Below are 26,154 nucleotides of genomic sequence, written 5' to 3'. Positions count from 1 at the left end.
GCGCAGGCGAGCCTCCTCGTCGCTTCACTCCTGCGAGCATAAGCAAAGCGTTGGGAGTATATTTTTCCTTTTCGTCGCCTTCCACTCCAATCAACTGAGTGTCCATTTCTGAACAAACTCATGTAAAAACTATAATTCAACATATATGGTTCAAATAAAATTATCATATTGACTATCTTTTCAGAATATTATAAAGTGTTGGTAATACCAAAGAAAACTTTTGGTCTTACCAAGAGGGGGGATTCAATGAGTCGAACAAAAAATATTGAAAAAGAGATAATCAAAGCAATTATTCAGGGAGAATTTTCAGCAGGAAGCCAGATGGAGACAGAAAGAGAGCTGGCAATAATTTATCAGGTGGGACGGCCTGCAATTAGGGAGATTCTACAACGTTTAAATTATGGAGGTTGGTTAACATTAAGAAAAGGCCAACCGGCAATTGTGAATGATTATTGGCATGATGGAAACATTACGACAATTATAGATATTGTACAGCATTTTGATCATATACCAGATACTTTCGTTCTGTACTTTTTGGAATTACGAATTGCATTGACACCGCAATATGTCAAAAAAGCTGTCATGCAAAACCATCCAAAAGTCGTCTCCATACTATCTCAAGTGGATGAATTGATAGATTGTAAGGAGCAGTTTGCGCTCTATGATTGGAAGATGCAGAAAGAATTAGCAAGATTATCGGAAAATCCAATTTTTTCTTTAACACTAAATAGCTTTGAACCTGTCTATGTTAAAATGGCTATGAAATACTTCTCCCTTTCTTTTTGTCGAAAAGCTTCATTAAATTACTATAAAAAATTGATGGAGGTAGCACTAAAAGGGGACTATCAACAAGCAGAAGAACTTGCACATTCGATGATGCGAAAATGTTATGCTTTGTGGGATCGCCATATTTCTACTGAAAAAAACAGGATGAGAATATGATTTTGGGGGAAATTAAATGAATGCAAAGTATTATAAAGAGTTTGCTGCCTTTCCCGATATTTTGATAATGCTTTTGCTGTTTTTTCCGCTCGTTATCTACACCATTTTAAATATGTTGCAAATTGGAACTTGGATTGCTTTCATAATTGGGATGACGGCATATGCGTTAAGTGAGTATTTAATTCACAGATTTCTATTTCATATGAAAACACCGACAACCCCTTTTTTACTGAAAATGATCAAGCGCTTACATTTCGATCATCATGTAGATCCTAATAATTTGAAGTTATTATTCTTACCAGTTTGGTTCAGTCTACCCAATTTTATCATTGCTTCAATTATCTTTTATTCAATAACAGCGAATCTGCAGCTGACGATGGCTTTTCTTGCTGGGATCATGGCTTATTTTTTGTATTATGAATGGAAGCATTATATCGCGCATAAGCCAATTCAACCACGCACAAAAATAGGAAAGAAAATAAAGAAAGCGCATCTCTGGCACCATTTTAAAAATGAAAACTACTGGTTCGGTGTAACGCATACATCTGTAGACAAAGCCTTTGGTACGTATAAGAAGCAGAATCAAGTTGAGAAAAGTGCGACAGCCAAAAATTTAGAGGGGCGAAGTTGAATACAATAAGGTTTATCTGTTATTGATTAACGTAACAAATGAAGAATAATTAAAACGAAATGTACCCTTTTCTCTCTAATTAGAAGAAAGAAAAGGGTATTTTCATGGCATATTTAAGCATGAAAAGGATGGGAAGTAATAAAAGGGTGTAAGGTGTCGCTAGTGTGTCTATACAAAATCTATAAGTGCATATCTACAATACTGATAAGCGATGAAAACGAGCAAATTTCTTGAAAGTCAAAGAAGGTCAGTATAAAATAAAAACTAGGTCAAATATAGTCAAAGTCAACATCCATTGTCTTATATAAAAGAAAATCATAAGGAGGAACTAATTATGAGATGCCAACACTGTGGAAACAACGAAGCAACGATGAGTTTGAGACTCCAAGTGAATCACCAAGCGATGCAAATGCATATTTGCCATATGTGCTTTCAAGAAATGCAAGGTCAATTGACAGCAGGGAAAGTGCCGACATTCAATACTGAAGCAAATAACTTTTTCCAAGCGAGTGGCGGGAAAAAAGCACAGACCAAAGTGAGACAAACAGAAGAAAATCAAACCCCGGGTTTGTTGGACCAACTTGGTAAAAACTTATCAAATGTCGCAAGGGACGGATTAATTGACCCTATCATCGGAAGAGATCAGGAAGTAAAACGTGTTATTGAAACATTAAACCGAAGAAACAAAAATAATCCTGTGCTGATTGGGGAACCAGGTGTCGGTAAAACAGCAATTGCCGAAGGGCTTGCCTTAAAGATTTATGAGGGCGATGTGCCGGTGAAATTGATGAACAAAGAAGTGTATGTGCTGGATGTTGCGTCTCTCGTCACCAATACTGGAATCCGTGGTCAATTTGAGGAACGAATGAAACAGCTAATTGAAGAGCTGGAAACACGAGAAGATGTCATTTTGTTCGTGGATGAAATTCACTTGCTCGTAGGAGCAGGAACTGCAGAAGGATCGCAGATGGATGCGGGTAATATTCTAAAACCGGCACTGGCACGAGGCAGTTTACAGCTCATTGGGGCTACAACCTTGAAAGAATACCGTCAAATTGAAAAAGATGCAGCACTTGAGCGACGATTCCAACCGATTCTCGTAAAGGAGCCATCCGCTGAAGATACGATTAAAATTCTAAACGGAATTAAGGACCGTTACGAAGATTTTCATGAAGTGCACTATCCAGACGAAGCAGTGCATGCTTTTGTGAACTTATCGCAACGCTATATTCAAGATCGTTTTTTACCGGATAAAGCGATTGATTTGATGGATGAAGTGGGTGCTCGTTTAAACCTTACACTGATGTCCTCAAATTCGGATTCTCTTACAACTCGCCTTCAGGAAGTGATCCAACAAAAAGAGCGAGCGGCTGAGCAGGAGAATTATGAAAAAGCGGCGAGTTTACGTCAGGAAGAGATGCAGCTGCAGGAAAAATTGGAAGCTTCAAAACAGAATGGTGAAATGAAATATGCAGAAGTTTCTGTCGCGGATATCGAGCTAATTATTGAAGAGAAAACGGGAATCCCTGTAACAAAGCTACAGGCGGCAGAACAAGCAAAAATGAAAGGACTTGCGGATAACCTTGGCAAACAAGTTATCGGTCAAGCAGAAGCAGTCGATAAAATTGCAAAAGCGATTCGCCGTAGCCGAGCTGGTCTCAAATCAAAAGACCGTCCGATTGGATCCTTCCTGTTTGTTGGTCCTACGGGTGTCGGTAAAACAGAAATTACGAAAGTCTTGGCAGAAGAATTATTCGGTTCGCGCGATGCGTTAATTCGTCTCGACATGAGTGAGTACATGGAAAAACATGCGGTGTCTAAAATTATTGGCTCACCTCCAGGGTATGTCGGTCATGAGGAAGCTGGTCAATTGACCGAACAAATCCGACGAAATCCTTATTCCATTCTATTGCTCGATGAAATTGAAAAAGCACATCCTGATGTGCAAAATATGTTCTTGCAAATTATGGAGGATGGCCGATTGACCGATTCACATGGTCGCACTGTCAGCTTTAAAGATACGGTCATTATTATGACGAGCAATGCCGGTACAGGCGTGAAAAAAGTAAGTGTAGGATTCAACCGAACAGAACATGAATCCGTAACTATGCTTGAAACTTTAGGCGATTACTTCAAACCAGAGTTTCTTAATCGTTTCGATGCGATTATTGCGTTCAATGAGTTAACAGAAGAGGATCTCCTGAAAATAGTGGACTTGATGCTGATGGATTTACAAGCCGCCATCCAGGAAAAGCAAATCGATATTACGATCACTCAAGAAGCAAAACAAGCGTTAGTTAAATTAGGCTACGACAAGCGTTTCGGTGCCCGTCCATTACGCAGAGTGATCCAAGAGAAAATTGAAGATCCATTGACAGACCTTCTTTTAGAAGAAGAAAATGTAGAAAAAGTTAACGTGGATGTTGTAGAAGAAGAAGTTGTAGTACAGAAAGTGTAATGAATGCTGTTTCAGTAAAGAGGCGAGATGCGTCAACAACTGGTCAACTGACATGCGTAAGCAGTTGACCAGTTAAAAAGGTACTTAAAGTAATCATTCTGCTATTACAGCGGGTGATTACTTTTTTAAAACTGTAAGGTGCAAGTGATACAAATCTTTGTCACCATTGCTTTACATAAAAGCATCACACTTTCTCTGCCTGTGTTCTCGCTGATATAATAGTAGATAGGATTTCGTTGGCGGATAACTTCAAGTTAACGAAAATGAGCAAATAGAACAACATAGTCTAAAAGGAGTTTTCCTATGAGTAAACATATAGCGTTCATCGATGTGGAGACAACAGGTATGAGTTCGGATAATAGTGAAGTGATTGAATTAGGGGTTATGTTAGGTGAATTTGAAAACAATCGGATCAGCAGGGTAACGGAAGAGTACTGTGAATTTCAAGAACCGTTCTTTTCTATTCCTTCAATCATCACAAATATCACAGGAATTACGGATCGAATGGTACGTGGAAGAGTGCTTGATATGGATAAAATTCTTTCTATGTTGCGAAAAGCAGATGGCATTGTAGCGCACAACGCTACTTTTGATAGAGGTTTTGTCAGCAAATTATTGCCTGAAACTTTGGATATGAATTGGTATTGTTCTGTCAGGCAAATTAGATGGAAAGATTATGGTTTTGAAAATGGCAAATTGCAACAACTATTGAAAGTGCATCAAATTGAAGTGGATCATGCGCATAGGGCACTTGACGATGCCAAAAATTTAGCCAAATTACTGAATTTCTCTCATCCAACTTTAGCTGAGGATGCTACGTATATTTCCTACTTAATGAATAAAAATCCGTTGAAAAAACCTATGAAATTGCAAAATTAAATAGATCAAAATAGCCTCCTGAAATCTCCCATGTGAAAAAGTTACATGGGAGATTTTCGTTGACAGAGGGATAGTTCATCTTCCCTCAATATATAGGAATGGGTTTCTAGCAATAACTTGGTAAGATTGGCTGGAGTTCTATTCTTCGCATATGCGCACACTTGGGGAAACGCATGCTCTTTGATCAGGCTGTCACCTGCCATCTCGCAATCTCTGACCAGGTGGTGAGGCTCATTTGCGCTAGGCCATTCAACGTGGGCCCATGATCTGAATAGTATATCTTTGTCAACATAGGGCTGAATAGTTTCCTGATAGTATTTAAAAATAGCTGAAGGGTTATAACTGCCGGTAGAACTGTAGAAGTACAAGCTATTGACGAAGTGGACGGCACCCAGTTCTATACTTGAAAGGTGACTATTCAGCACCTTGAGCAGCTCGACGGTAAATTTGTCATTTTCTATTACAATAACCTGTTCGCCGGCTGCAATACCTTCTTCAATGAAAGTGAGAATTTGGCGTTTATATTCTTCGTCATCCATGTATAAGTACAAAATATGTAAATCTCTTTTTTCTGAAATTAACTGTTCTAAAGAAATTTTCAAGCCACTACCCCCTCTTTATTATCAATAGTTCCATTATACGTAAAACTTACAAATGGCACTATAGGGGGTTTGACTCCTATTAGGCCATATAAAAATCTGAAAACACTCAGAATAGCCTACGATCATCTATAGGTACTCACCGCTTGTTTGAAAGTTATTCAATAGCTATGAAAACCTTTTTCCTAAAGAAGCGGTAGAATAAAATTGATTTTCTTAACCTAAATGTGGGTATACCTCTTACTAGGGCACGTCAAACCGCTATTCAGGCTGGCATTCAAACCACCTGAGTTGAATTCAGACGCGGGAAAGTATGCAGGTGCTTGGTACGTATAGATCTTTAATGAAAGGGAAGCTTAAATTGAATGGAGGCGAGACAGTATGAAGGCAGTGACATTTCAAGGAGCGAAAGATATTCAAGTGAAAAAAGTGGAGGCTCCTAAAATTGAAAAGCCGGATGATATTATCGTTCGGATTACTTCTACAGCAATTTGTGGATCGGATTTGCACATCTACCTAGGTGCAATGCCAACACATAAAGATTACGTCATAGGGCACGAACCTATGGGAATCGTCGAAGAAATTGGTCCAGGCGTGGTGAAGGTGAAGAAAGGGGATCGTGTTATTATTCCTTTCAACTTGTCCTGTGGGGAGTGTTTCTTTTGCCAACATGACATGGAGAGTCAATGTGACAATTCCAATCCGAATCCTCACGTGGACACAGGTGGTTTTCTAGGATTCACAGAGCGTTATGGAAATTATCCGGGCGGGCAGGCGGAGTATTTGCGTGTACCGTACGGAAACTTTATTCCTTTCGTTGTTCCTGAGAGCTGCGAGTTGCCGGATGAATCACTCTTATTCTTATCTGACATCATGCCAACTGCGTATTGGAGTGTAGAGCATGCCGGAGTGAAAAAAGGAGACACCGTCATTGTTCTTGGTTGCGGACCGGTTGGACTTCTTACTCAAAAGTTTGCGTGGCAAAAAGGCGCAGAGCGGGTCATTGCGATCGATCATGAGCCCTACCGACTCGAGCACGCCGTTCGAACAAATAAAGTGGAAGCGTTTAACTTTGATGAGATGGATGAAATCGGCAATCATATGAAGGAATTGACACATGGTGGAGCTGATATCGTTATCGATTGTGTCGGTATGGATGGCAAGAAAAATGTTCTCGAGAAGGTCGGACAAAAGATGAAACTGCAAGGCGGTACGACGAGTGCGATCGAAATCGGACTGGAATCTGTCCGTAAGTTTGGAACCATTCAGCTGACAGGTGTGTATGGATCTCTGTATAATGCTTTTCCGCTCGGTAAGATTTGGGAACGAAACGTAACATTGAAAATGGGTCAAGCTCCAGTCGTTCATACAATGCCGTTGCTTTTTGAGCAAATTACTTCAGGTAAATTCGATCCGACGGACATCATAACTCATGTTGTACCACTTGACGATGCGGCGGATGCCTACCAAAAGTTTCACGATCACGAAGATAATTGTATAAAAGTGATATTAAAACCGTAATATTTTGAGTGGCTTAATGAAAACCCTTCATGAGTGTGTAAACGAACGATTGATTTACAGATAAGCAGAATGATTTTTTAGACATCAGTGAGAGGCAACAGATCCCTAAACAATTTAGAACCTTTAATGGATCTGGTGCCTCTCACTAAGTTTTTTTCACATTAGTTTCGAAATGAATATGGTCGCGATGCCAAAGTAGATGAGAAGCGACAAAATATCATTAATGGTTGTGATAAGCGGACCTGATGCTACGGCAGGATCGACTTTGAATTTGTAAAGAAGGAGCGGGATAACCGTTCCTGCAAGTGTCCCGATTATAAGTGTGGCAAGAAGTGATGAGCCGACGACAAGACCAAGCGTCAAACTCCCCCGCCATACAAAGGCAATGATTGCGATAACAATCGCACATGTAATGCCTATAATAATCCCAACAATCAATTCTCGAAATAAAAGCTTCATCGACTTATTAAACGTAATATCCTCTGAAACAAGACCGCGGACAACAACAGCGAGTGATTGTGTTCCTGTATTTCCGGTCATCCCGGCAATCATCGGCATGAAAAATGCCAGTGCAACAACCGCCTCTAATGTAGCTTCAAACCTTTCAATAATACCACCTGATATAAGACCGATGAATAGTAATAAAACAAGCCAGGGCAATCTTCTCCAAGCAGCAACGAAAGGATTCGTCCGAAAATCGATTTCTTTCCCGGAAGCAGAAAGCTTGCGGATATCTTCATCAGCTTCCTGCTGAATTACATCTAAAATCTCTTCAACGTGGATAACACCGATTAGTTGGTTTGCACGATTGACGACAGGAATCGATACGAGGTCTTTATCACGGAAAACTTTTGCCGCCTCCTCTTGGTCTAAATCGGTTGGAAACGAAATGATATCTGTCTCCATAATGTTTGTTATCCATTCATCATCTGAAGCGCCAAGTAGTTCGCGGATGGATAATACACCTATCAGTTGACTGTCCGAATTAAGGATATACAAGTAGTGGATATTTGTTCTTCCTTGTACGTTTTTCCGAAGATGGGAAATAGCATTCTCAGCTGTATACGTATCTTGAAGGGCGATAAACCCTTCTTTCATAAGTGTGCCGGTCGTTTCGTGTTTGAAAACGCCATTCGTCATGTTGTTCATGATGTGGGCCTCCTTAGTCCGTCCACTTCCGCACGAGATGAGGGGGAGTGGACGTATTCTCTTTAATTTTCAATTCTTTGGATCTTAACCAACTGGGGGGTTCTGAGCTCGTCGGACTACACATCCCCATCACCTCCTTTCATGAATAGCGTCTAGCTGTTGATTCCTCGAAAAATGAAAAAACACCCCTCTACGAAAGAAGGGTGTTCAATAGAAAAACAATATCATCAAATAAACCCCCTTCGTAGAGCTTTAGCACTATATGGCATAGGATGATATCATCCAGCTACATTAAAAACTACCTTAGGTCGATAGTTCCTGTTGACCCATTGGTGTCTTTCGACATTTCTGGGCAGTAGCGTATCTCCATATAGGAGCCTCACCTAACGAGGAATCCTAACTTCAATTATCAATTGAAAACCCACTATACAGGCCATTCAATGCTTTGTCAAACCAAGGCGGACTTTTACTCAATATGGTACTAGGATACTGTCTAATTAAAAAATTAATATAGATCTTTCATTAGGGGTAGGGAATATTCTCCGAACAATAATTCAGCACGTTAATTGAGAAATCGAAGGTTGAAATAAATACATTCCTTTCAGTTTAGAGATCGTAAATAACATATTATTTTGTAGTCCGATGTAATTTTGTGTCTCATTATTGGCGTATTAACACAGTTTTCCGAATTGCCGAGAGTATTATTATTGACAATGAATAGAGTTTATATAATAATGAGTATGTAATTAGAATTATTATAGTTAAGCAGTGATAGTTGGAATTTAATTATTACTGTAGTTTAGGGCGCGATGAAATGTCCTAAACTAACTATGCAAAAAAACACAACACATAGGAGGAATTTTTCATGTCTTTAATTGGAAAAGAAATACTTTCATTCAATGCATCAGCGTACAATAGTGGTACTGGCGAGTTCATCGAGGTCTCTGAACAAAATCTTAAGGGTCAGTGGAGTGTCGTTTGCTTTTACCCAGCAGACTTTACATTCGTTTGCCCAACTGAATTAGGAGATCTTCAAGATCAATATGCGACACTTAAAGAACTTGGTGCTGAAGTATATTCTGTTTCAACAGATACGCATTTCACACATAAAGCATGGCATGATCACTCAGATGCGATTAGCAAACTTGAATATATTATGATCGGTGATCCTTCTCAAACAATTTCACGCAACTTTGATGTGTTGGATGAAGCAGCAGGTCTAGCACAACGCGGTACATTCATTATTGATCCAGATGGCATAGTCCAAGCAGCTGAGATCAATGCAGACGGAATCGGTCGGGATGCAAGCATTCTTGTTAATAAAATCAAAGCAGCACAATATGTTCGCAACAATCCAGGTGAAGTTTGCCCGGCTAAATGGAAAGAAGGCGAAGAAACACTTAAGCCTAGCCTAGACCTTGTAGGTAAAATTTAAGGAGTAGATTTAATAATGCTTGATGCAGATATTAAAGCACAATTAGCCCAATATCTTGAAATGATGGAGGGAGATGTGCTGCTAAAAGTTAGTGTGGGAGAAGACAAGGTTTCGCGTGAAATGGCGTCATTAGTGGATGAATTAGCCACTATGTCCTCCCGCATTAAAGTAGAAATGGTGGATTTGGAAAGAACACCAAGCTTTAGCGTCAATCGGATCGGTGAAGATACGGGCATTACGTTTGCCGGTATCCCACTGGGACACGAATTCACTTCATTAGTTCTTGCTCTATTGCAAGTGAGCGGCAGAGCTCCGAAAGTAGACGAGAAAGTAATCGAACAAGTGAAAAACATCGAGGGTGAGTTTCACTTTGAATCATATATCAGTTTGAGCTGTCAAAACTGTCCAGAAGTTGTACAAGCACTTAACGTTATGAGTGTGTTAAACCCGAATATTACTCATACGATGATTGATGGCGCAGTGTTTAAAGAGGAAGTAGAAAGTAAAAACATTCTGGCTGTCCCAACGGTATACTTGAACGGAGAACCATTCTCGAGCGGTCGTAAATCACTAGAAGAAATTCTAGCCGAGATGGGAAGCGGACCAGATGCATCAGAATTCGCTGACAAAGATCCATTTGATGTACTCGTTGTTGGCGGTGGACCTGCTGGTGCAAGTGCTGCAATTTATGCGGCACGTAAAGGTATCCGTACGGGTATTGTTGCCGATCGTTTCGGTGGTCAGATCCTTGACACGGCTGCGATCGAAAACTTCATTAGTGTGAATCGCACGGAAGGCCCTAAGCTTGCCGCAAGTCTTGAAGAGCACGTCAAAGACTATAATATTGATGTGATGAACTTACAGACTGCGAAACGTTTGGAAAAGAAAGACCTCATTGAAATTGAGCTAGAAAACGGTGCCGTTCTAAAAAGTAAATCCGTTATTCTTTCAACTGGAGCTCGTTGGCGTAATGTCGGCGTCCCTGGTGAAGCTGAATTCAGAAATAAAGGAGTCGCATACTGTCCACACTGTGATGGTCCTTTGTTTGAAGGCAAAGACGTTGCTGTCATCGGCGGAGGAAACTCCGGTATCGAAGCCGCAATTGACCTAGCAGGAATTGTGAACAAAGTAACCGTTCTTGAATTCGCGTCTGAGTTGAAAGCTGATTCTGTTCTGCAAGAGCGTCTGTATAGTCTTCCGAATGTAACGGTTCACAAGAACGTTCAAACGAAAGAAATTACAGGCACGGACAGCGTGAATGGTATCACGTACATCGAACGAGACTCAGGTGAGGAAAAGCATATCGAACTAGCTGGCGTATTTGTTCAAATCGGTCTTGTGCCGAATACAGATTGGCTAGGTGATGCAGTCGAACGCAATAAATTCGGCGAAATCCTTGTTGATAAGCGCGGAGCGACAAATGTACCTGGAGTATTTGCTGCAGGAGACTGTACAGATAGTGCGTATAAACAAATCATTATTTCAATGGGATCAGGAGCGACTGCATCTTTAAGTGCATTCGACTATCTAGTCCGGAATTAATGAATGGGTATGAACCATCGTATGGTTTGAAACGATACAAAGAGGAACAGGTCGAAATTGACCTGTTCCTTTTTGGTTTGTTTTTTATCAGTGAACCCACTGTCAAAACCAAAAGAGAGTAGACACACTAAAAAAGTCCATATAAGAGTGAAAAATGCAAGTGAGAGAATTATAGACTTGTATGCAGGAGGGATAGTTGTCAAGATAATCCACGGTAAATAGGTATCCTGAAAATGCTTTCTCAGTGTTTGTAATCTTTGCAGATAGGGTAACATAGTACTAATACTGGTTACTAACGGTATATTGCTTTTGTGCGCTTGATTTACAACATTTACAGAGGAGGTATTCTGTTGGGAAAAGGTAAAGACAATGAGAAGCAGAATGGGCAAGAGGTGAAGCGCGAAACCCTTACGACGCGGCAAGGGCATCCAGTTGTAGATAATCAAAATATACGTACGATTGGAGACCGTGGTCCAGCTACATTGGAGAATTACCACTACATCGAGAAGATCTCTCACTTTGATCGTGAAGAAATACCTGAACGTGTCGTACATGCTCGGGGCAGTGGCGCGTTCGGTTATTTTGAGACATACGGAAAAGCCGGAGATGAACCGGTAGAGAAGTATACACGTGCCAAAGTATTTTCGGGATCTGGTAAACGGACCCCGGTTCTCGCGCGCTTTTCGACGGTCGCTGGCGCAAAGGATTCCCCTGAAACTGCTCGGGATCCACGAGGCTTTGCGGTAAAGATGTATACCGAAGACGGTAACTGGGACTTGGTTGGCAATAATTTGAAGATTTTCTTCGTCCGCGATGCGATGAAATTCCCAGATATGATCCATGCATTTAAAGCGGATCCTGTTTCCAATGTGCCTCACCCGCAACGAATGTTTGACTTCGTTTCACGCTCGCCGGAATCGATTCATATGATTACCTTCTTGTTCTCTCCGTGGGGTATTCCAGCAACATATCGTCACATGCAAGGCTCCGGAGTCAATACGTATAAGTGGGTCAATGATAAAGGAGAAGCTGTTCTAGTGAAATATCACTGGGAACCGAAACAGGGAATCCGCAACTTGACACAGGAAGATGCGAATGCCATTCAAGCAAAAAATGTTGGACATGCGACACAGGATTTGCATGAAGCAATCGAGCGCGGAGACTTTCCTGAATGGGAAATGTTTGTACAGATTATGGAGGATGGCTATCATCCTGAACTTGACTTCGATCCGCTCGATGATACAAAACTTTGGCCTGAAGATAAATTTCCATGGCTGCCAGTTGGGCGTATGGTACTCGATCGTAATCCGGAAGATTTCCATACGGATATTGAACAAGCTGCATTTGGAACAGGAGTATTAGTAGATGGCATGGATTTTTCGGATGACAAGATGCTGCAAGGCCGTACGTTTTCCTACTCCGATACACAGCGTTACCGGGTAGGAACCAACTACTTGCAGCTACCTGTGAACGCGCCTAAAACAGCAGTCCGAACTAATCAGCAACGCGGTCAAATGGATCACCGCGACCCGCGTGAATCAGGTGAAAATCCACATATCAATTACGAACCATCTATGCTTGGCGGATTTAAGGAAAATGGTGCAGAACGACCTCCGCATCGACCAACATATAACGCAGCTGCAATGAGCGCACCGATTGACCGCCCGAATAATTATGGCCAGGCAGGCGAAACGTTTCGCAGCTTTGAAGAGTGGGAACGAGAAGAATTAATTAAAAACCTATCGGACGCACTCGCTGTTTGTGATCCAAGCATTCAAGACGCAATGGTGGAGCATTTTACGAAGGCAGACGAGAACTATGGCCGTCTTGTAAAAGAAGGCATTGACCAGAAAATGAAGGAACTGAAGGAAATGTCGGCAGAGCAAACCATTCCAGGACGTGAATCCGGACAGTCGAAATTTGGACAAGGCACGCCTGAAGCAAAAGAGGCTGTTGAAGACGCAGTAGAAAAAGGACATGAGGCAGACCCTTATTAAGCTGCCAAACCAGTATCGCCCTTATCTCTCTTCCACTGAGAGATAAGGGATTTTTAAATTCAGGAAAATTCAAATGTCAATGTTTGTAGGCATTGCCGCAAATCTTAAAACAAAAAAGAATAGCCTTACAACCGGTATTTTATTAATGAAAAACAATTGACATACAAATTTATGTAATATAAAATAATTGTCAACCGAGTGGTTTTATTAGTTGACTAAAGTAGGGGGATACTGGGAATGACAGATTCAAGATCTAAACTTCAAATGATGATTGTCACTGCATTATTTGCGGCAATTATTGGGGTAATGGCACAGCTGACCATTCCGCTGCCGTTGGTTCCGATTACCGGGCAAACATTGGCAATTGGTTTGGCTGCAACGATTTTAGGTTCTCGTTATGGAACTATTTCAGTGCTTGTTTATTTAGCGATGGGTGCGGTAGGAATTCCTGTGTTTTCAGGGATGTCTGCAGGATTAGGTGTCGTTTTTGGTCCGACAGGTGGATTCCTCGTTGGCTTTATTCCGGCTACATTCATTATGGGGTATTATATGGAACGCACTAGTTTTTCTTTTGGACAGGCCATGATTGCAAATGTTATTGGAATGTTCATCACGTTGTTCTTCGGAACAGTTTGGCTGAAATTTATAGCTGAACTTTCTTGGACTGCTGCATTTATGGCAGGATTTGTACCGTTCTTAATTGGCGGGTTCATCAAAGCGTTTCTTGCTGCATGGGCAGGGATATTGATACGTGGTCGATTAATGGCTAATCGGTTATTGCTTGCTTAAAGTGAATAAGGTACCAAGTTCGCAGAAGGATCTGGATACATTGCGAACTTGGTACCTTTTATTGGGTTTCAGCATAATTGCAGAATTTACTTTTAGAAAGTTATTTCCTCATGGATAGCTAAAACTTGCTTTAAAGATTTTAGCTGTGAGTCAGGTAAAGGGAGTATAGGCAAACGTACGCCCCCGACAGGTACCCCTTTTAAGTTTAATGCCGCTTTAACAGATGATGGGTTCGGTGCGGCAAAGAGTTCTTTCATGATTGGCAGAAGACAGCGGTGTTCGTTGGCTGCTTCCTGGACGTTGCCATTTTTGAAATGGTTGATCATCGTTTGCATTTCATTGCCGATCACGTGTGCAGACACGGAAACGACTCCTGTTCCGCCGATTGCTAGTACGGGAAGTGTTAGTCCATCATCACCGCTATATAAGGAGAAGTCCTTAGGCGTATGGTCAATGATCTCAGCCATCGTATCTAAATTTCCGCTCGCTTCTTTGACAGCAACGATGTTCGGAATTTCGGCTAGTCTGATGATCGTCTCTGCACTCATGTTGACAGCACTGCGTCCAGGAATATTGTACAGCATAACTGGCAGTGAAGTAGCTTCTGCAATTGTCTTGAAGTGCTGATACATGCCTTCTTGACAAGGCTTATTGTAATAAGGCGCAACGAGCATGATCGCATCGACTCCGGCGTCCTCCGCTTGTCTTGTCAGTTCAATTGATTCTCTCGTGTTGTTTGTACCTGTTCCAGCAATGACTGGTGCTCTTCCACCGGTCACTTCCACGGTGAACTTGAATAGCTCCACTTTTTCTTCGTTCGTCAACGTAGGCGATTCTCCCGTTGTACCTGAAACGACCAGACCATCCGATCCATTGGCAAGTAAATGATTGATCAAGTTTTTGGTAGCGGCAAAGTCAATTTCTCCTCGTCCATCAAACGGAGTTACCATAGCAGTTACAATTTGTCCAAAATTCATCTTTTCTCCACATCCTATCTTTTTATTAAAAAACATAGAGGGTGGAGGGCGGGTAAGTCATTGAACGCAAAAAGCAGCAACGAGGGGCTCGTTACTGCTTTGAAATAATGAATTATTTCTTTGCAAGATAGCCCTCCATATAGTCGCCTATATGACAATTCTGCACTTGTTCAGCCCAGAACCAGCTTCGAGACAATGAGAATCTCTTCCGCTTCGGCAAATTCCCCTTTCCACAATCTTCATAGGATCTCATCATCCTCGAATTGTGTACTGATGGTTTTTGCGCCTCTATCCTTACTTCGAAGGTTTCGAAATAAGTGAATGTTTAATTACTACCACTCTACCTGTTATCTAATGCAATTGCAACTTAAACTTATTGAAACTATAAATGCTGAATCTTATAGAGATTTTTGATGTTCTTTTTTGTCTTTATAAATGCTAAAGATTTATTTTCGTGAACAACTTTTTATCAAAAATCAACGATGCTTAAGTTGGTAGTGATGGTATAGCTTTCCATATATAATCTAAAAAGTTAGATAACGCATAGTTAAATGCTATAACCTTATATACAAAAGTTATTTGTAATGTTTAGACTATTAAAATATACTTACAATAAGATGATGATGTGGTAATAAAAGTTTTTTAGTGCATAAAAATAAATAGGGGGTTAAGGGACTAAGGTTGAACTTCATTATCTTGAGGCCAAAAATGTAAGCGGTTAAATTGTCTGAATCGACATCTCGTATTAATTTTTCGTTTTATTTTTTAAAAAGTTTAGTAGTTTTAAAAACTATTAGGGGGTAATTACATGATGAAGAAAATCTTGATGTTTGCAATAATGGCATTCGCTCTTATTATTGCTGGTTGCGGAGATTCTGGCGACACAGCCGAGGGTGCTGAAAGTGGGTCCTCAGATAAAAAGTACAAGATGACTATTTCTAACTCAGTTGAAGAAGATTCTGCACTTCATAAAGGGCTGATGGAGTTTAAAAAAGTAGCAGAAGAAAAATCTGACGGAAGATTGCAAGTTGAAGTGTTTTCTAACGGAGAGCTTTACGCATCTGAAAGAGAAGCCATCGAAGCTGTGCAGGCTGGTAATATTCAAGCAGCGAGTCCAGCCACTGCACCTCTTACAAACTTCGTAAAAGAATTTATGGCTCTTGATTTCTTATTCGTATTCGATGATGTAGAAGATGCGAATAGTAAATTGGATGGTGAGTTAGGCGATCTCCTAAAAGAAAAGCTGGAGGAGAATCAGCTGAAAGGTATAGGTTGGGGCAGTGCAGGTATGACTCAGATGACTAACAACATAAAACCTATTGAGAAGATTGAAGATTTTAAAGGAATGAAACTTCGTACGATGGAAAATAACATTCACTTGGATAGCTTGAAAGAGTTGGGAGCTAATCCACAACCGTATGCATTCGGTGAATTATATTCTGCACTCCAGCAAAATATTTTTGACGGCATGCAAACGACGGCCCAATTGATCGATAGCTCGAAAATTTATGAAGTTCAGGAATATATGACAGTGATGAATCATTCATTTACAGCGGAATCACTTGTTATGAATAAAGCTTTTTACGATTCATTGCCTGAAGATCTTCAGTCTGTTGTCGATGAAGCAGGAGATGCATTTACAAAGCATGAGAGAGAAGTATCCGTAGAGTATGATGAAAAAGCAATGGAACTTTTAGAAAAAGAGCTTAAAGTAAATGTTTTACCTGAAGAGACAAAAAAGGCGATTATTGAAAAGTTAAAGCCTGTTTATGACAAGTATGAAAAGGAACTTGGCCACGACATCATGGAATTAGTAAGAAACTAATATATAAATTATGCAAATTCATCCCGATTGTCAATTCTATATCGATAATCGGGAGAAATTTTAAACTAAAACATTTCGGTTGTCGTAATAGTAAGAACGCAATAATGCGTCAAGTGTATAGTAGTAAACACTCTATATAAATGCATCTAAGAGCAAGAAAGTCATGCTATATATCGAATGAGTGGAGAGGGTAAATGGTGAAGAAATTTCTACATTTCATAAAGAAATTCGAAGAGATATTTTTAATACTTACAATGGTTGCTATTTTACTTATGATTTTTAGTCAGGCTCTATTCCGTTATTTCCTAGGAAGTGGTCTGATTTGGGGCGAAGAGTTTGCAAGGTATATCCACGTTGCCCAAGTTTGGATTGGTGCAAGTTTAGCCATCAAAACAGGCGGCCATATCCGAGTAACTGTTTTTAGAGATTTACTTAACGAGAAATGGAAAAAACTATTAGATCTTTTGGCTACATTTTTATTTTTCTCGTTCATGGTATTCATCACCTTTAAAGGAACACAGTTTATCCTACAGCTAGTAGAAACAGGTCAAAAAGCGCCTTCTATGGGGATTCTTATGGCGATACCATACACGGTGATCCCTCTTGGTGCATTTTTAATGGTTCTTCGATTAATCCAGCAATTTAGAAACATTATAAAAGGCGATTTATTGGAAGAAGATATAGAGGGGGTAGAACAATGACGATAGCGGTTTTATTTATCAGTTTTTTTGTTCTCATGTTAATTGGCGTCCCCATCGCTATATCTCTTGGTGCATCCGCTTTATTTACTATGATAGTTGCTACTGATCTACCATTAGGTTCCATCGTTCAACAAGCATTTACTTCTCTCGATTCATTTTCTTTACTGGCGATTCCATTATTCATTTTAGCGGGAGTTCTAATGAGTCAAGGCGGCGTCTCAAAGCGTTTACTGCGCTTGGCGGATGTTTTGGTAGGCTACTTAACTGGTGGATTAGCTATCGGTACAGTCCTTGCAAGTATGTTCTTTGCCGCTATCTCAGGATCTGGACCTGCGACAGTAGCGGCAATCGGTTCATTTATGATCCCTTCTATGGATAAAAAAGGATACGACAAACCGTTTGCTGCAGCAGTAACAGCTACTGCTGGTTCCATCGGAGTTATTTTACCGCCGAGCATTCCGTTCATTATGTTTGGAATCGTAGGTGGAGTATCCATTGGAGGCCTATTTTTAGCAGGGATTATTCCTGGAATCTTGGTTGGGCTCGCTTTAATGTTCGTTTCATATCGGACTGCTAAGAAAAGAAATTTTCCAACAGAGGGTAAGTTCCCTACTTTCATGGAAGTTCTAAAAGCGATTAACTATGCGAAATGGGCTCTGTTGATTCCAGTAATTATTCTTGGAGGAATTTATAGTGGCTTTTTCTCTCCAACTGAATCAGCGGCTGTCGCTTGTATGTATGCACTGTTTATCGGGCTTTTTGTATACAAAGAGTTGACTTTTAAGAAATTATACAGTGTTTTCCTTGAAGCAACTCTATTAAATATTCCGGTTATTATCATAATCAGTTTCTCTATTTCTTTTGCTTACTTATTAAGTATCGAGCGGATTCCGGCAACGATTGCACAGTTCATTACCGGCATATCGGAAAATATGATCATCACCATGTTATTGGTCAGTGCATTTTTATTCGTAGTCGGGATGTTTATCGATACGATTTCGGCAGTGGTCATATTAACACCAATCCTATTGCCTGTCGCTGTGGCGGTAGGTATCGATCCGATTCATTTTGGCGTCATCATGGTATGTAATTTGGCAGTCGGCTATGTTACACCGCCACTTGGAGTCAATTTGTTTGTAGCTTCACATATTAGTAAGGTTTCAATTGAGCGGATCAGCCGCGCATTGGTACCGTTTATTATAGCGATGCTTGTTGTTATCGTAATTATTATTATGATTCCTCAACTATCAACTTTTATTCCTAATTTAGCTAAGTAACATCACAGAAGACAGGAGCTGTATTTGCACATGAGATGGAGAAATACTGTAAAAGGGATTGCCCCTTATATTCCGGGAAAATCAATCGAAGCGGTGAAAAAAGAATTACAACTGGAGCATGTGCATAGACTTGCATCGAATGAAAACCCGCTCGGCCCATCCCCGAAAGCAAAAGAAGCAATGGAGCGGGCGATCCAAGAAGTTCATTTGTATCCAGATGCATCTGCAACAAAGTTACGGGAACGGCTCGCCCAGTTGTATGCAATCCGGCCTGGACAAGTGATAACTGGCAATGGAGCAGATAATATTATTTCATTAGTAATCAGCGCCTATATCGATGAAGATGATGAAGTCGTGTACTGTAGTCCGACTTTCCCGGCGTACCGTTCCTCCACCCTATTAATGGGTGGAAAGCCGGTGGAAGTACCACTAACAGAAGAGTGGGCATATGATTTAGATGCTATACGAGAAAAAATTACTGACAAGACAAAGCTGATTTTTATATGTAATCCGAATAATCCTACAGGAACAATCGTAGAGGATTCAGCTCTTCTGCAGTTTATCCAAGAAGTTCCTGAACATGTGACCGTCGTGCTGGATGAGGCATATATCGAATATATTCGAAAAGATCAATATAAGACAGGAATCGATTACTTTAAGGCTGGCCACCCCATCATCACAATTCGAACATTTTCAAAGTTTTATGGCTTGGCGGGGTTGAGGATTGGGTATGCCATTGCATCAGAAGAACTTCTGGAACCGATTCTGCGTCTGCGCGAACCATTTGCTTGTAATCGAGTTGCGATCGAAGCAGCAGTAGCTACATTGGATGATCAAGAATTCACTGAAGAACATTATGAAATGAATGAGGCAGGAAAAGAATACTTAACTCAAAAGTTTTCAGAATTAGGATTTTCCGTGTTTCCTTCCTATACAAATTTCTTATTTGTTCATGTAAAATCGGATGCACAAAAACTATTTAATAAGCTGCAAGAAAAAGGATTGATCGTTCGCCCATGTACTCCATGGGGATTAGAACAATATGTGCGTGTGTCGATTGGGACGCAAGAGCAAAATGAACTGCTAGTGGAGATATTAAATCAATACGATAGGGAGTGAAGTTAAGCATATGACAAAGAAAAAAGTATGGATACTGGATGACGAATGGTTTTCACACGATGTAGAGATAGGGATTTACAGTGACCATGATATTGAATATAAAGTGACAAGAAGTGAAACGGTTAAAGAAGATTTGGAGTCGTTTGGAAAATATGCGGATGGAATTGTAGCACAAATCGGTTTTCCTTGTGGTAGGGACATTATTTCGGAATTGAAAAACTGTAAAATAATTGCTGCTTCTGGGGTGGGATTCAATCATATTGACATGGATGCAGCTACAGAAAAAGGAATCTATGTAACGAATATGGCTGATTATTGTATCGATGAAGTGTCTGATCACACAATTGCATTGGCATTGGGCGTAGCGAGAAGACTTCGTGCTTATAACGAACAAGTAAGAAACTTGGGATGGAATCCGCTTGATACATTACCGATCAAGCGGTTAAGAGGAAGAACAGTCGGTTTGCTTGGTCTTGGAAGAATCGCAAAGGAGGTAGCGAGGAAGTTTCAAGTATTCGGTGTTCACGTGATTGCTCATGATAAATTTGTACCGGAGGAAGCATTTGCTGAGCTTGGAGTCGAATCCGTTACACTGGACGGGCTTCTGGAACGGTCAGACATTTTAAGTTTGCACGTCCCGCTTACGGAACAAACGAAAGGTTTACTTGATTACGATCGTATGAAACAAATGCAGGAAGGTTCAATTATAATCAATACATGCCGCGGTGCAATAATCCAAGAAGAAGCATTGTCCAAAGTTATTAAAGAAGGCCATATTGCTGGCGCAGGGTTAGACGTACTGGCAGAAGAGCCGCCGAGTAAAACTCTTGATCTTCTTTATATGGATGAAGTTTTTGTGACACCGCATTCATCTTATGTATCCGTTGAATCAGAGTATGAGTTGCGTTCTCGAACTAGTTTGAATGTCATCCGGGCACTTGAAGGGGAGAGGCCGGAGTTTGTACTAAATACTATTAAAGAGAAAGCTGTCTAAATCTATGATTCTTTGAAGAATGTTTTTGTTATATCGACGAATTCTTCAATAACCGGAGGAAGATACCGGTTTTTAATAAAAGCAATATAGACAGTTCTTGAAAGACTTGTATCCGTCAGTTTTTTTATGGTCAATGAGGGATGGTCTGGCGTTCTAAGATAGTTTTCAGGGACAATCGTGATGCCAAGACCTTCCTCGACTAAGGCGCAAGCAGTTTCAAATCGTTCTATTTCAAAATGGATATTCGGTCTTATCCCTGACTTGCGAAACTCATTTAAGATATCATCGCGCGTCTGGAAACCTTCCTTACATATGATGAATTCTTCATCTTGTAAATCGTGTATGGAAAGATTGGTTGCATCCTGCAGAGCATGTCCTTTGGGCAATAAAGCAACCAGTTTTTCATTATAAATAGGGATCATTTCAATCTCATCACTTTCAAAAAGCTGGTTCGTAATTGCGAGATGTATCTTATAATTTTTTAACGCAGTTTCTACTTGTTTAAAGCCAAGTACTTCTAACAGTCTGATGTGTATGTCTGGATGTGTTTTGGTGTATGAGGCAAGTACTTTCGGCAGCCAAAATCGTACTGATTCAATCAGACCAATATGTAATTCAAGTGGTCCATCCTGTTTCAATCGTATTGTTTCTTTTTGAAAGTAATTAAAGTGGTTTAGCAATTTCTTCGCTTCTTCGTATACAATTTCTCCCTCTTTCGTCAGAGAGATATTCCTCGTGTTGCGTTCGATTAATTTAATTCCGACTTGCTCTTCAATCTTTTTAATTGCAGAACTTAAAGATGGTTGTGAGATATACAGTGCTTTGGCGGCTTGTGTAAAACTTCCCTCTTCTATTAAAGTCGTGAAATATAGTAATGAACGATGATCCATCTGACAACCTCCTCACAGAACAATCTTAATCTTCTTTCTAATTATACCACATTCCCTTAAGCTATTATTGTATAGCGTAAAGTTATATATCGGGTAGGGGACAACTTCTATATAAATCAGTATTTTAAGGAAAAGGAGTGTCATTGATGTCAAACATCTTAATTTCTCCGACAGGGCATGAAATGAGCTGTAAGAGCTGGGAAATTGAAGGCTTGTTACGTCTTTTTTTAAATAGTATAGATCCACGAGTCGCAGAAAGTGGAAAAGATTTAATCGTATATGGCGGCAGAGGAAAGGCCGCACGTAATCATGAGGCGGCAAACGCGATAATTCATGAACTGAGACAGCTGAATCCTGACGAAACATTGCTAATTCAATCTGGTAAACCAGTAGGTAAATTTAAATCTTTTCCCAACTCCCCGCGAATCGTTAATGCATCTTCAGTTTTGGTTCCTCATTGGTCTACAGATGAAGAATTCAGTAAGTTAAACGAAAAAGGATTAACGATGTATGGACAATCTACAGCTGCATCGTGGGCTTATATTGGTGTTCAAGGGGTGTTGCAAGGAACATTTGAGACAATGGGCGAAATTGCGAAAAGACATTTTGACAACACATTACAAGGGAAGATTTTGTTGACCTCAGGACTTGGCGGGATGGGTGCGGCACAGCCTTTGTCTGTCACCATGCATGGCGGAGTGTGTATCATTGTGGAAATTTCTGAAGAGAAGATTAATCAGCGATTAAAGAATAATTATTGTGATATCAAAGCAGATACACTGGAAGAAGCGATCCGTTTGGCGCAAGAGGCTGTTGAAGCGAAAAAGCCATTGGCCATCGCATTGATAGGGAATGTAGCAGATCGTTATCGAGAAGCATTGAATTTAAATTTCCTGCCGGATATCGTGACGGATCAGACATCTGTCCATGATCTTCAAATGGGCTATATTCCGAGTGGATTGGATATTGAACAGGCGAAAACTCTGCGCAAAAAGAATCCAGCACTCTATTACGATTTGATTAAAGAATCATTGATTCAGCACGTAGGTGCAATGGTTACTTTTAAGGAGCGTGGGGCCATTGCTTTTGAATATGGAAATAATCTTCGCAAGCAAGCCTATCAGGCGGGTTTTGATAGGGCATTCGAGTTGCCTGGCTTCGCATCGGAATATTTACGCGCACACTATTGCGAAGGAAGAGGGCCTTGTCGCTGGATCGCCTTATCGGGTAATCCAAATGATATCTATAAAATCGATGAAGTGATTCTGGAAGAGTTTGAGGATGACAAACGTGTCTCTCGTTGGATCGAGTTTGTACAGGAGAAGATTTATTTTTATGGATTGCCTGCTCGTACCTGTTGGCTTGACTATAAGGAAAGAGAGCGCATCGGTGTGATTATTAATGAAATGGTACGTTCGGGAGAATTGTCTGCTCCCATCGCGATAACAAGAGATCACTCGGAAGGCAGTACGATGGCTGCTCCATTCAGAGAGACGGAAAATATGGCTGATGGAAGTGACATGGTTGCGGATTGGCCGATCTTAAATGCGATGTTGAATGCGAGTGCAGGGGCTTCGATGGTCAGTATCCAAAACGGCGGCGGCGTCGGCATCGGCAATTCGGTCCATTCGGGGATGACAGTCATTGCTGACGGCAGCGAAGAAGCATCCGAACGCTTGAGAAAAGTTCTGGTTGTTGATCCGGGTATGAGTATTATTCGCCATGCAGATGCAGGATATGAAGACGCCATTACCTCATTGGATAGAATAAAAATGAGCAAGAGGTGAGGTTGTTTTGCAAAATACTACGACGGTATTGAAAAGAGAATTAAGAAAGCAAAAGAGGGAAGAAGCTTACATATTACGTTCGGTTCGAGAGAGCTTGGCATACGATCTATTGCATGGAAATATAAAAAATGCGAAAGAGATTTGGGAGCGGAGTCAATTAGCCGAACTCCCACTGATCCCGAATACCGTACTCTTTTTAAGTATCGACAATTTCTCAAGGCTTGTTGAGAATAAAGGGGAGATGTGGAAGAATGCCTTGCGGGAAGAGGTTCTTCAGGCAATCCGCGAATGTAATTTACAATACGAATCCTTAAAGGTGTTGGTTACACAAGAGAAATATGCCATATTACTTGCTCTACCTGTGCAAATAGAAGAAAAAAACTATAAAGCCCTTTCAGTAGAATATGCGGAAAAAATCCGTGCAGAAATTAACCAGAAAACGGAATACACTGTAACGATTGGAATTGGAAATTATTATGAAGATGCGCGTAATTTACATCTCTCTTTTCGAGAAGGTGAGCAAGCACAAACATATCGACTTTTTTCAACAGAGAACTCTATTATCCATATTGATGACTTGGACATTTTCGAGACAACGGAATACTATGATTTTAAAGTGCGCATCCAATCGATAACGGAGAAGTTTTCATTAGGAGATATAGAAGCTGTTCTTCACAGGTGGGCAGAGATTTATGACTCAATCGTTAAACACGTCCATATCAAACCCGAAGAATTCCGACTGCAAGTGCTAGATCTTTTATTCTCGTTGTCTAAATCTGCTATACAAAATGGGGCCAGTCCGAAAAATATGATGCCTTTACAGATCAAGCACGCAAAGGAACTGCATAACTTAGAAACATTGGCTGAAATCGATAAATGGGTCAGGAACATCATCAATGAATATAACCTGCAAGTGAACGAAGGACATAATGAACAGTCATTAAAGTCTGTTCAAGAAATACTACAATATATTGAAGAGCATTTCCAAGAAGAAATCGGACTTGAGACTGTGGCTGCACAGGTCAATTTGAGTCCGAACTATGTGAGTGCTATTTTCAAACAAACAACCGGAAGTTCGTTTAGCTATTATGTAACTGATCGCAGGATGAAAAAAGCAAAACATTTATTGGAAGATTTTAATATGACGGTATATGAAATTGCGGAGACGATCGGCTATAGTTCTTCCCAGTATTTCAGCAGGGTGTTCAAAAATCATGTTGGGATGACGCCAAGTGCGTATAGAAATAGCTTACATTCAACTAAATATTGAGGCATAGCCATTCGAGGTGTCAGGAGACCCTCTCGAATGGCTATGCCTTGTTACTCAACCTATTTCTGTTTAAAATATTAGACTTTTCATTTAGTATAGAATATTACAATAAGAAAGTGTACTATATCGTATAAATTTCTACTGTTAATAAATACACCTTTTGTTAAAGTAGAAATAAGGAAATGTAAGCGTTTTATATTCGCACTGGAAGTGAGGGTGATTTAAATGAAACAACCATTGGAAGGCATTAAGGTATTAGATTTTTCAAGGGTCTTGGCAGGACCTTATTGTACAATGCTGCTAGCCGATATGGGAGCAGAAGTTATAAAAATCGAACGTCCGGAATCGGGCGATGATACACGTCATTTCGGTCCTTTCCAAAATGGGGAAAGTGGTTATTTTATGTTTTTGAACCGAGGAAAGAAAAGTATTGAGATGAATTTAAAAGATCCTTCCGATCGTGAAAGTTTAACGAGATTAATTAAGGAAGCAGACGTCATTGTAGAAAACTTCCGTCCAGGCGTTATGAAAAGCTTGGGACTTGATTATGAATCTCTTAAAGAAGTGAATAAGGGTTTGGTCTATTGCTCCATTTCAGGATTCGGTCAATATGGTCCGCTAACAAAACGTCCAGCGTATGACCTTGTTGCACAGGCAATGGGCGGGATTGCGAGCATTACAGGCCATCCTGACAATCCGCCAACTCGGTCGGGGGCTTCCATAGGTGATATGAGTGCAGCATTATATGCAGCATATGGTGTGATGGTCGCACTATTCCACCGGGAAAGAACAGGTATTGGTCAAGCAATTGATGTTGCTATGGTGGACACGATTTTCTCTTTGCTCGAGCATAACGTCATGCGCTATACATCTGAGGGAGTAGTTCCTGAGCGTATCGGAAGCCGTCACCCGATTAGTGCACCGTTTGATGTATATGAAAGTAAGGAAGGCAGCATTGTTATTGCGACAGCGAATGATCCGTTATTCGTCAAACTGTGTAAAGTGATGAATACAGAACATCTACTGGACGATGAGCGGTTCAAGACAGATATTTTACGCGGTGAAAATGAAGCCGAATTAAAAGTGTTCATTGAAGAATGGCTTTCCAACTATACAGCAGACGAAGCAGTAGAATTGATCAGTGAAGCAGGTGTCCCTTGCTCCACCATTTTAAACATTGCTGAAATTAGTGAGAGTGACCATATTAAAGAACGAGAGATGCTACTGGAGGTTGAACACCCTGTAGCAGGAAAAACGAGAATTCCTGGAAACCCTGTGAAGTTGTCGGCAACACCTGTAAAAGTGACTTCACCGAGTCCAGCTTTAGGCGAGCATAACGATATGATCAAAAATCTGATGAAAAGTGAGTGAT

Annotated in this window: 21 protein-coding genes and 2 riboswitches; of the genes, 17 read left to right on the top strand and 4 right to left on the bottom strand. The window is 40.5% G+C overall.

The window, feature by feature from the left end; all coding sequences use genetic code 11:
• Nucleotides 1-246 precede the first annotated feature (246 nt).
• From MKY93_RS17800 to MKY93_RS17785, 4 genes are all read left to right on the top strand, one after another.
• Complete coding sequence (locus MKY93_RS17800) at nucleotides 247-942, top strand: GntR family transcriptional regulator (protein ID WP_340760584.1); 696 nt, start codon at nucleotides 247-249, stop codon at nucleotides 940-942.
• 16 nt (nucleotides 943-958) lie between these two features.
• Nucleotides 959-1,573, top strand: coding sequence for a sterol desaturase family protein (locus MKY93_RS17795; RefSeq protein WP_340760583.1), 615 nt, complete (start codon nucleotides 959-961; stop codon nucleotides 1,571-1,573).
• Between the two features lie 334 nt (nucleotides 1,574-1,907).
• Nucleotides 1,908-4,031 (top strand): ATP-dependent Clp protease ATP-binding subunit, encoded by a 2,124-nt coding sequence (locus MKY93_RS17790; protein ID WP_340760582.1) that lies wholly within the window; start codon nucleotides 1,908-1,910, stop codon nucleotides 4,029-4,031.
• 303 nt (nucleotides 4,032-4,334) lie between these two features.
• Nucleotides 4,335-4,910 (top strand): exonuclease domain-containing protein, encoded by a 576-nt coding sequence (locus MKY93_RS17785; RefSeq protein WP_340760581.1) that lies wholly within the window; start codon nucleotides 4,335-4,337, stop codon nucleotides 4,908-4,910.
• Nucleotides 4,911-4,951: 41 nt separating this feature from the next.
• On the opposite strand, the gene MKY93_RS17780 is transcribed toward MKY93_RS17785, so the two are convergent.
• Nucleotides 4,952-5,512, bottom strand: a complete 561-nt coding sequence (locus MKY93_RS17780) for an MEDS domain-containing protein (RefSeq protein WP_221838126.1) — start codon at nucleotides 5,510-5,512, stop codon at nucleotides 4,952-4,954.
• Nucleotides 5,513-5,890: 378 nt separating this feature from the next.
• On the opposite strand from MKY93_RS17780, the gene MKY93_RS17775 reads away from it, so the two are divergent.
• Nucleotides 5,891-7,030, top strand: a complete 1,140-nt coding sequence (locus MKY93_RS17775; protein ID WP_009498806.1) for a zinc-dependent alcohol dehydrogenase — start codon at nucleotides 5,891-5,893, stop codon at nucleotides 7,028-7,030.
• Between the two features lie 156 nt (nucleotides 7,031-7,186).
• Here the strand turns inward: MKY93_RS17775 and mgtE are convergent, their stop codons facing one another.
• Nucleotides 7,187-8,179 carry a magnesium transporter gene (gene mgtE / locus MKY93_RS17770; protein ID WP_078818795.1) on the bottom strand — a complete coding sequence of 331 codons (993 nt, stop codon included), beginning with the start codon at nucleotides 8,177-8,179 and terminating at the stop codon, nucleotides 7,187-7,189.
• A 230-nt stretch (nucleotides 8,180-8,409) separates the two neighbouring features.
• Nucleotides 8,410-8,577, bottom strand: a riboswitch (M-box (ykoK) riboswitch).
• Between the two features lie 467 nt (nucleotides 8,578-9,044).
• Between mgtE and ahpC the strand changes: the two genes are divergently transcribed.
• From ahpC to MKY93_RS17750, 4 genes are all read left to right on the top strand, one after another.
• Nucleotides 9,045-9,614 carry an alkyl hydroperoxide reductase subunit C gene (ahpC, locus tag MKY93_RS17765; protein WP_221838132.1) on the top strand — a complete coding sequence of 190 codons (570 nt, stop codon included), beginning with the start codon at nucleotides 9,045-9,047 and terminating at the stop codon, nucleotides 9,612-9,614.
• 12 nt (nucleotides 9,615-9,626) lie between these two features.
• Complete coding sequence (ahpF, locus tag MKY93_RS17760; protein ID WP_340760947.1) at nucleotides 9,627-11,156, top strand: alkyl hydroperoxide reductase subunit F; 1,530 nt, start codon at nucleotides 9,627-9,629, stop codon at nucleotides 11,154-11,156.
• Nucleotides 11,157-11,506: 350 nt separating this feature from the next.
• Nucleotides 11,507-13,153 carry a catalase gene (locus tag MKY93_RS17755; protein WP_221838134.1) on the top strand — a complete coding sequence of 549 codons (1,647 nt, stop codon included), beginning with the start codon at nucleotides 11,507-11,509 and terminating at the stop codon, nucleotides 13,151-13,153.
• Nucleotides 13,154-13,390: 237 nt separating this feature from the next.
• A complete protein-coding gene (locus MKY93_RS17750; protein WP_009498800.1) occupies nucleotides 13,391-13,942 on the top strand; it encodes a biotin transporter BioY in 552 nt (183 codons plus the stop codon).
• Nucleotides 13,943-14,034: 92 nt separating this feature from the next.
• Here the strand turns inward: MKY93_RS17750 and dapA are convergent, their stop codons facing one another.
• Nucleotides 14,035-14,919, bottom strand: a complete 885-nt coding sequence (dapA, locus tag MKY93_RS17745) for a 4-hydroxy-tetrahydrodipicolinate synthase (protein ID WP_040759873.1) — start codon at nucleotides 14,917-14,919, stop codon at nucleotides 14,035-14,037.
• A 120-nt stretch (nucleotides 14,920-15,039) separates the two neighbouring features.
• Nucleotides 15,040-15,218, bottom strand: a riboswitch (Lysine riboswitch).
• A gap of 509 nt (nucleotides 15,219-15,727) precedes the next feature.
• Here dapA and MKY93_RS17740 point away from each other — a divergent pair.
• The 5 genes from MKY93_RS17740 to MKY93_RS17720 all read left to right on the top strand — a co-directional run bounded on the left by MKY93_RS17740 (nucleotide 15,728) and on the right by MKY93_RS17720 (nucleotide 20,835).
• Nucleotides 15,728-16,744, top strand: a complete 1,017-nt coding sequence (locus MKY93_RS17740; RefSeq protein WP_009498798.1) for a TRAP transporter substrate-binding protein — start codon at nucleotides 15,728-15,730, stop codon at nucleotides 16,742-16,744.
• 194 nt (nucleotides 16,745-16,938) lie between these two features.
• Complete coding sequence (locus MKY93_RS17735; protein ID WP_009498797.1) at nucleotides 16,939-17,445, top strand: TRAP transporter small permease; 507 nt, start codon at nucleotides 16,939-16,941, stop codon at nucleotides 17,443-17,445.
• Nucleotides 17,442-18,722 carry a TRAP transporter large permease gene (locus MKY93_RS17730; protein WP_221838136.1) on the top strand — a complete coding sequence of 427 codons (1,281 nt, stop codon included), beginning with the start codon at nucleotides 17,442-17,444 and terminating at the stop codon, nucleotides 18,720-18,722. The genes MKY93_RS17735 and MKY93_RS17730 overlap by 4 nt, the downstream gene beginning before the upstream one ends.
• Nucleotides 18,723-18,752: 30 nt before the next feature.
• The gene (gene hisC, locus MKY93_RS17725) at nucleotides 18,753-19,841 is read left to right on the top strand and encodes a histidinol-phosphate transaminase (protein ID WP_340760580.1); all 1,089 of its coding nucleotides are present in this window, start codon (nucleotides 18,753-18,755) and stop codon (nucleotides 19,839-19,841) included.
• Between the two features lie 10 nt (nucleotides 19,842-19,851).
• Nucleotides 19,852-20,835, top strand: a complete 984-nt coding sequence (locus MKY93_RS17720; protein WP_340760579.1) for a C-terminal binding protein — start codon at nucleotides 19,852-19,854, stop codon at nucleotides 20,833-20,835.
• Nucleotides 20,836-20,837: 2 nt separating this feature from the next.
• Here MKY93_RS17720 and MKY93_RS17715 read toward each other — a convergent pair whose 3' ends face one another.
• Nucleotides 20,838-21,725 carry a LysR family transcriptional regulator gene (locus MKY93_RS17715; RefSeq protein ID WP_340760578.1) on the bottom strand — a complete coding sequence of 296 codons (888 nt, stop codon included), beginning with the start codon at nucleotides 21,723-21,725 and terminating at the stop codon, nucleotides 20,838-20,840.
• Between the two features lie 146 nt (nucleotides 21,726-21,871).
• On the opposite strand from MKY93_RS17715, the gene hutU reads away from it, so the two are divergent.
• The 3 genes from hutU to MKY93_RS17700 all read left to right on the top strand — a co-directional run bounded on the left by hutU (nucleotide 21,872) and on the right by MKY93_RS17700 (nucleotide 26,153).
• Nucleotides 21,872-23,512: a urocanate hydratase gene (hutU, locus tag MKY93_RS17710; RefSeq protein WP_340760577.1), complete on the top strand. Its 1,641-nt coding sequence runs from the start codon at nucleotides 21,872-21,874 to the stop codon at nucleotides 23,510-23,512.
• A gap of 7 nt (nucleotides 23,513-23,519) precedes the next feature.
• Entirely contained in the window at nucleotides 23,520-24,782 is a 1,263-nt protein-coding gene (locus MKY93_RS17705; RefSeq protein WP_340760576.1) for a helix-turn-helix domain-containing protein, read from the top strand.
• Between the two features lie 225 nt (nucleotides 24,783-25,007).
• A complete protein-coding gene (locus MKY93_RS17700; RefSeq protein ID WP_340760575.1) occupies nucleotides 25,008-26,153 on the top strand; it encodes a CaiB/BaiF CoA transferase family protein in 1,146 nt (381 codons plus the stop codon).
• Nucleotide 26,154 lies beyond the last annotated feature (1 nt).

This window comes from Sporosarcina sp. FSL W7-1283, from assembly GCF_038003105.1.
GTDB classification, from domain to species: Bacteria; Bacillota; Bacilli; order Bacillales_A; family Planococcaceae; genus Sporosarcina; species Sporosarcina newyorkensis.
The sequence above is the reverse complement of the archived record's forward strand: the minus strand, read 5'-3'. Positions and strand labels throughout refer to the sequence as shown.

What these genes read in the sequence shown, in the direction of transcription:
- MKY93_RS17730 (WP_221838136.1), top strand. Translation starts at nt 17,442, where the DNA reads ATGACGATAGCGGTTTTATTTATCAGTTTTTTTGTTCTCATGTTAATT.
- mgtE (WP_078818795.1), bottom strand. Translation starts at nt 8,179, where the DNA reads ATGAACAACATGACGAATGGCGTTTTCAAACACGAAACGACCGGCACA.
- MKY93_RS17700 (WP_340760575.1), top strand. Translation starts at nt 25,008, where the DNA reads ATGAAACAACCATTGGAAGGCATTAAGGTATTAGATTTTTCAAGGGTC.
- MKY93_RS17775 (WP_009498806.1), top strand. Translation starts at nt 5,891, where the DNA reads ATGAAGGCAGTGACATTTCAAGGAGCGAAAGATATTCAAGTGAAAAAA.
- dapA (WP_040759873.1), bottom strand. Translation starts at nt 14,919, where the DNA reads ATGAATTTTGGACAAATTGTAACTGCTATGGTAACTCCGTTTGATGGA.
- MKY93_RS17800 (WP_340760584.1), top strand. Translation starts at nt 247, where the DNA reads ATGAGTCGAACAAAAAATATTGAAAAAGAGATAATCAAAGCAATTATT.
- MKY93_RS17720 (WP_340760579.1), top strand. Translation starts at nt 19,852, where the DNA reads ATGACAAAGAAAAAAGTATGGATACTGGATGACGAATGGTTTTCACAC.
- MKY93_RS17740 (WP_009498798.1), top strand. Translation starts at nt 15,728, where the DNA reads ATGATGAAGAAAATCTTGATGTTTGCAATAATGGCATTCGCTCTTATT.
- hutU (WP_340760577.1), top strand. Translation starts at nt 21,872, where the DNA reads ATGTCAAACATCTTAATTTCTCCGACAGGGCATGAAATGAGCTGTAAG.
- MKY93_RS17750 (WP_009498800.1), top strand. Translation starts at nt 13,391, where the DNA reads ATGACAGATTCAAGATCTAAACTTCAAATGATGATTGTCACTGCATTA.
- MKY93_RS17785 (WP_340760581.1), top strand. Translation starts at nt 4,335, where the DNA reads ATGAGTAAACATATAGCGTTCATCGATGTGGAGACAACAGGTATGAGT.
- hisC (WP_340760580.1), top strand. Translation starts at nt 18,753, where the DNA reads ATGAGATGGAGAAATACTGTAAAAGGGATTGCCCCTTATATTCCGGGA.
- MKY93_RS17735 (WP_009498797.1), top strand. Translation starts at nt 16,939, where the DNA reads ATGGTGAAGAAATTTCTACATTTCATAAAGAAATTCGAAGAGATATTT.
- MKY93_RS17790 (WP_340760582.1), top strand. Translation starts at nt 1,908, where the DNA reads ATGAGATGCCAACACTGTGGAAACAACGAAGCAACGATGAGTTTGAGA.
- MKY93_RS17715 (WP_340760578.1), bottom strand. Translation starts at nt 21,725, where the DNA reads ATGGATCATCGTTCATTACTATATTTCACGACTTTAATAGAAGAGGGA.
- ahpC (WP_221838132.1), top strand. Translation starts at nt 9,045, where the DNA reads ATGTCTTTAATTGGAAAAGAAATACTTTCATTCAATGCATCAGCGTAC.
- MKY93_RS17795 (WP_340760583.1), top strand. Translation starts at nt 959, where the DNA reads ATGAATGCAAAGTATTATAAAGAGTTTGCTGCCTTTCCCGATATTTTG.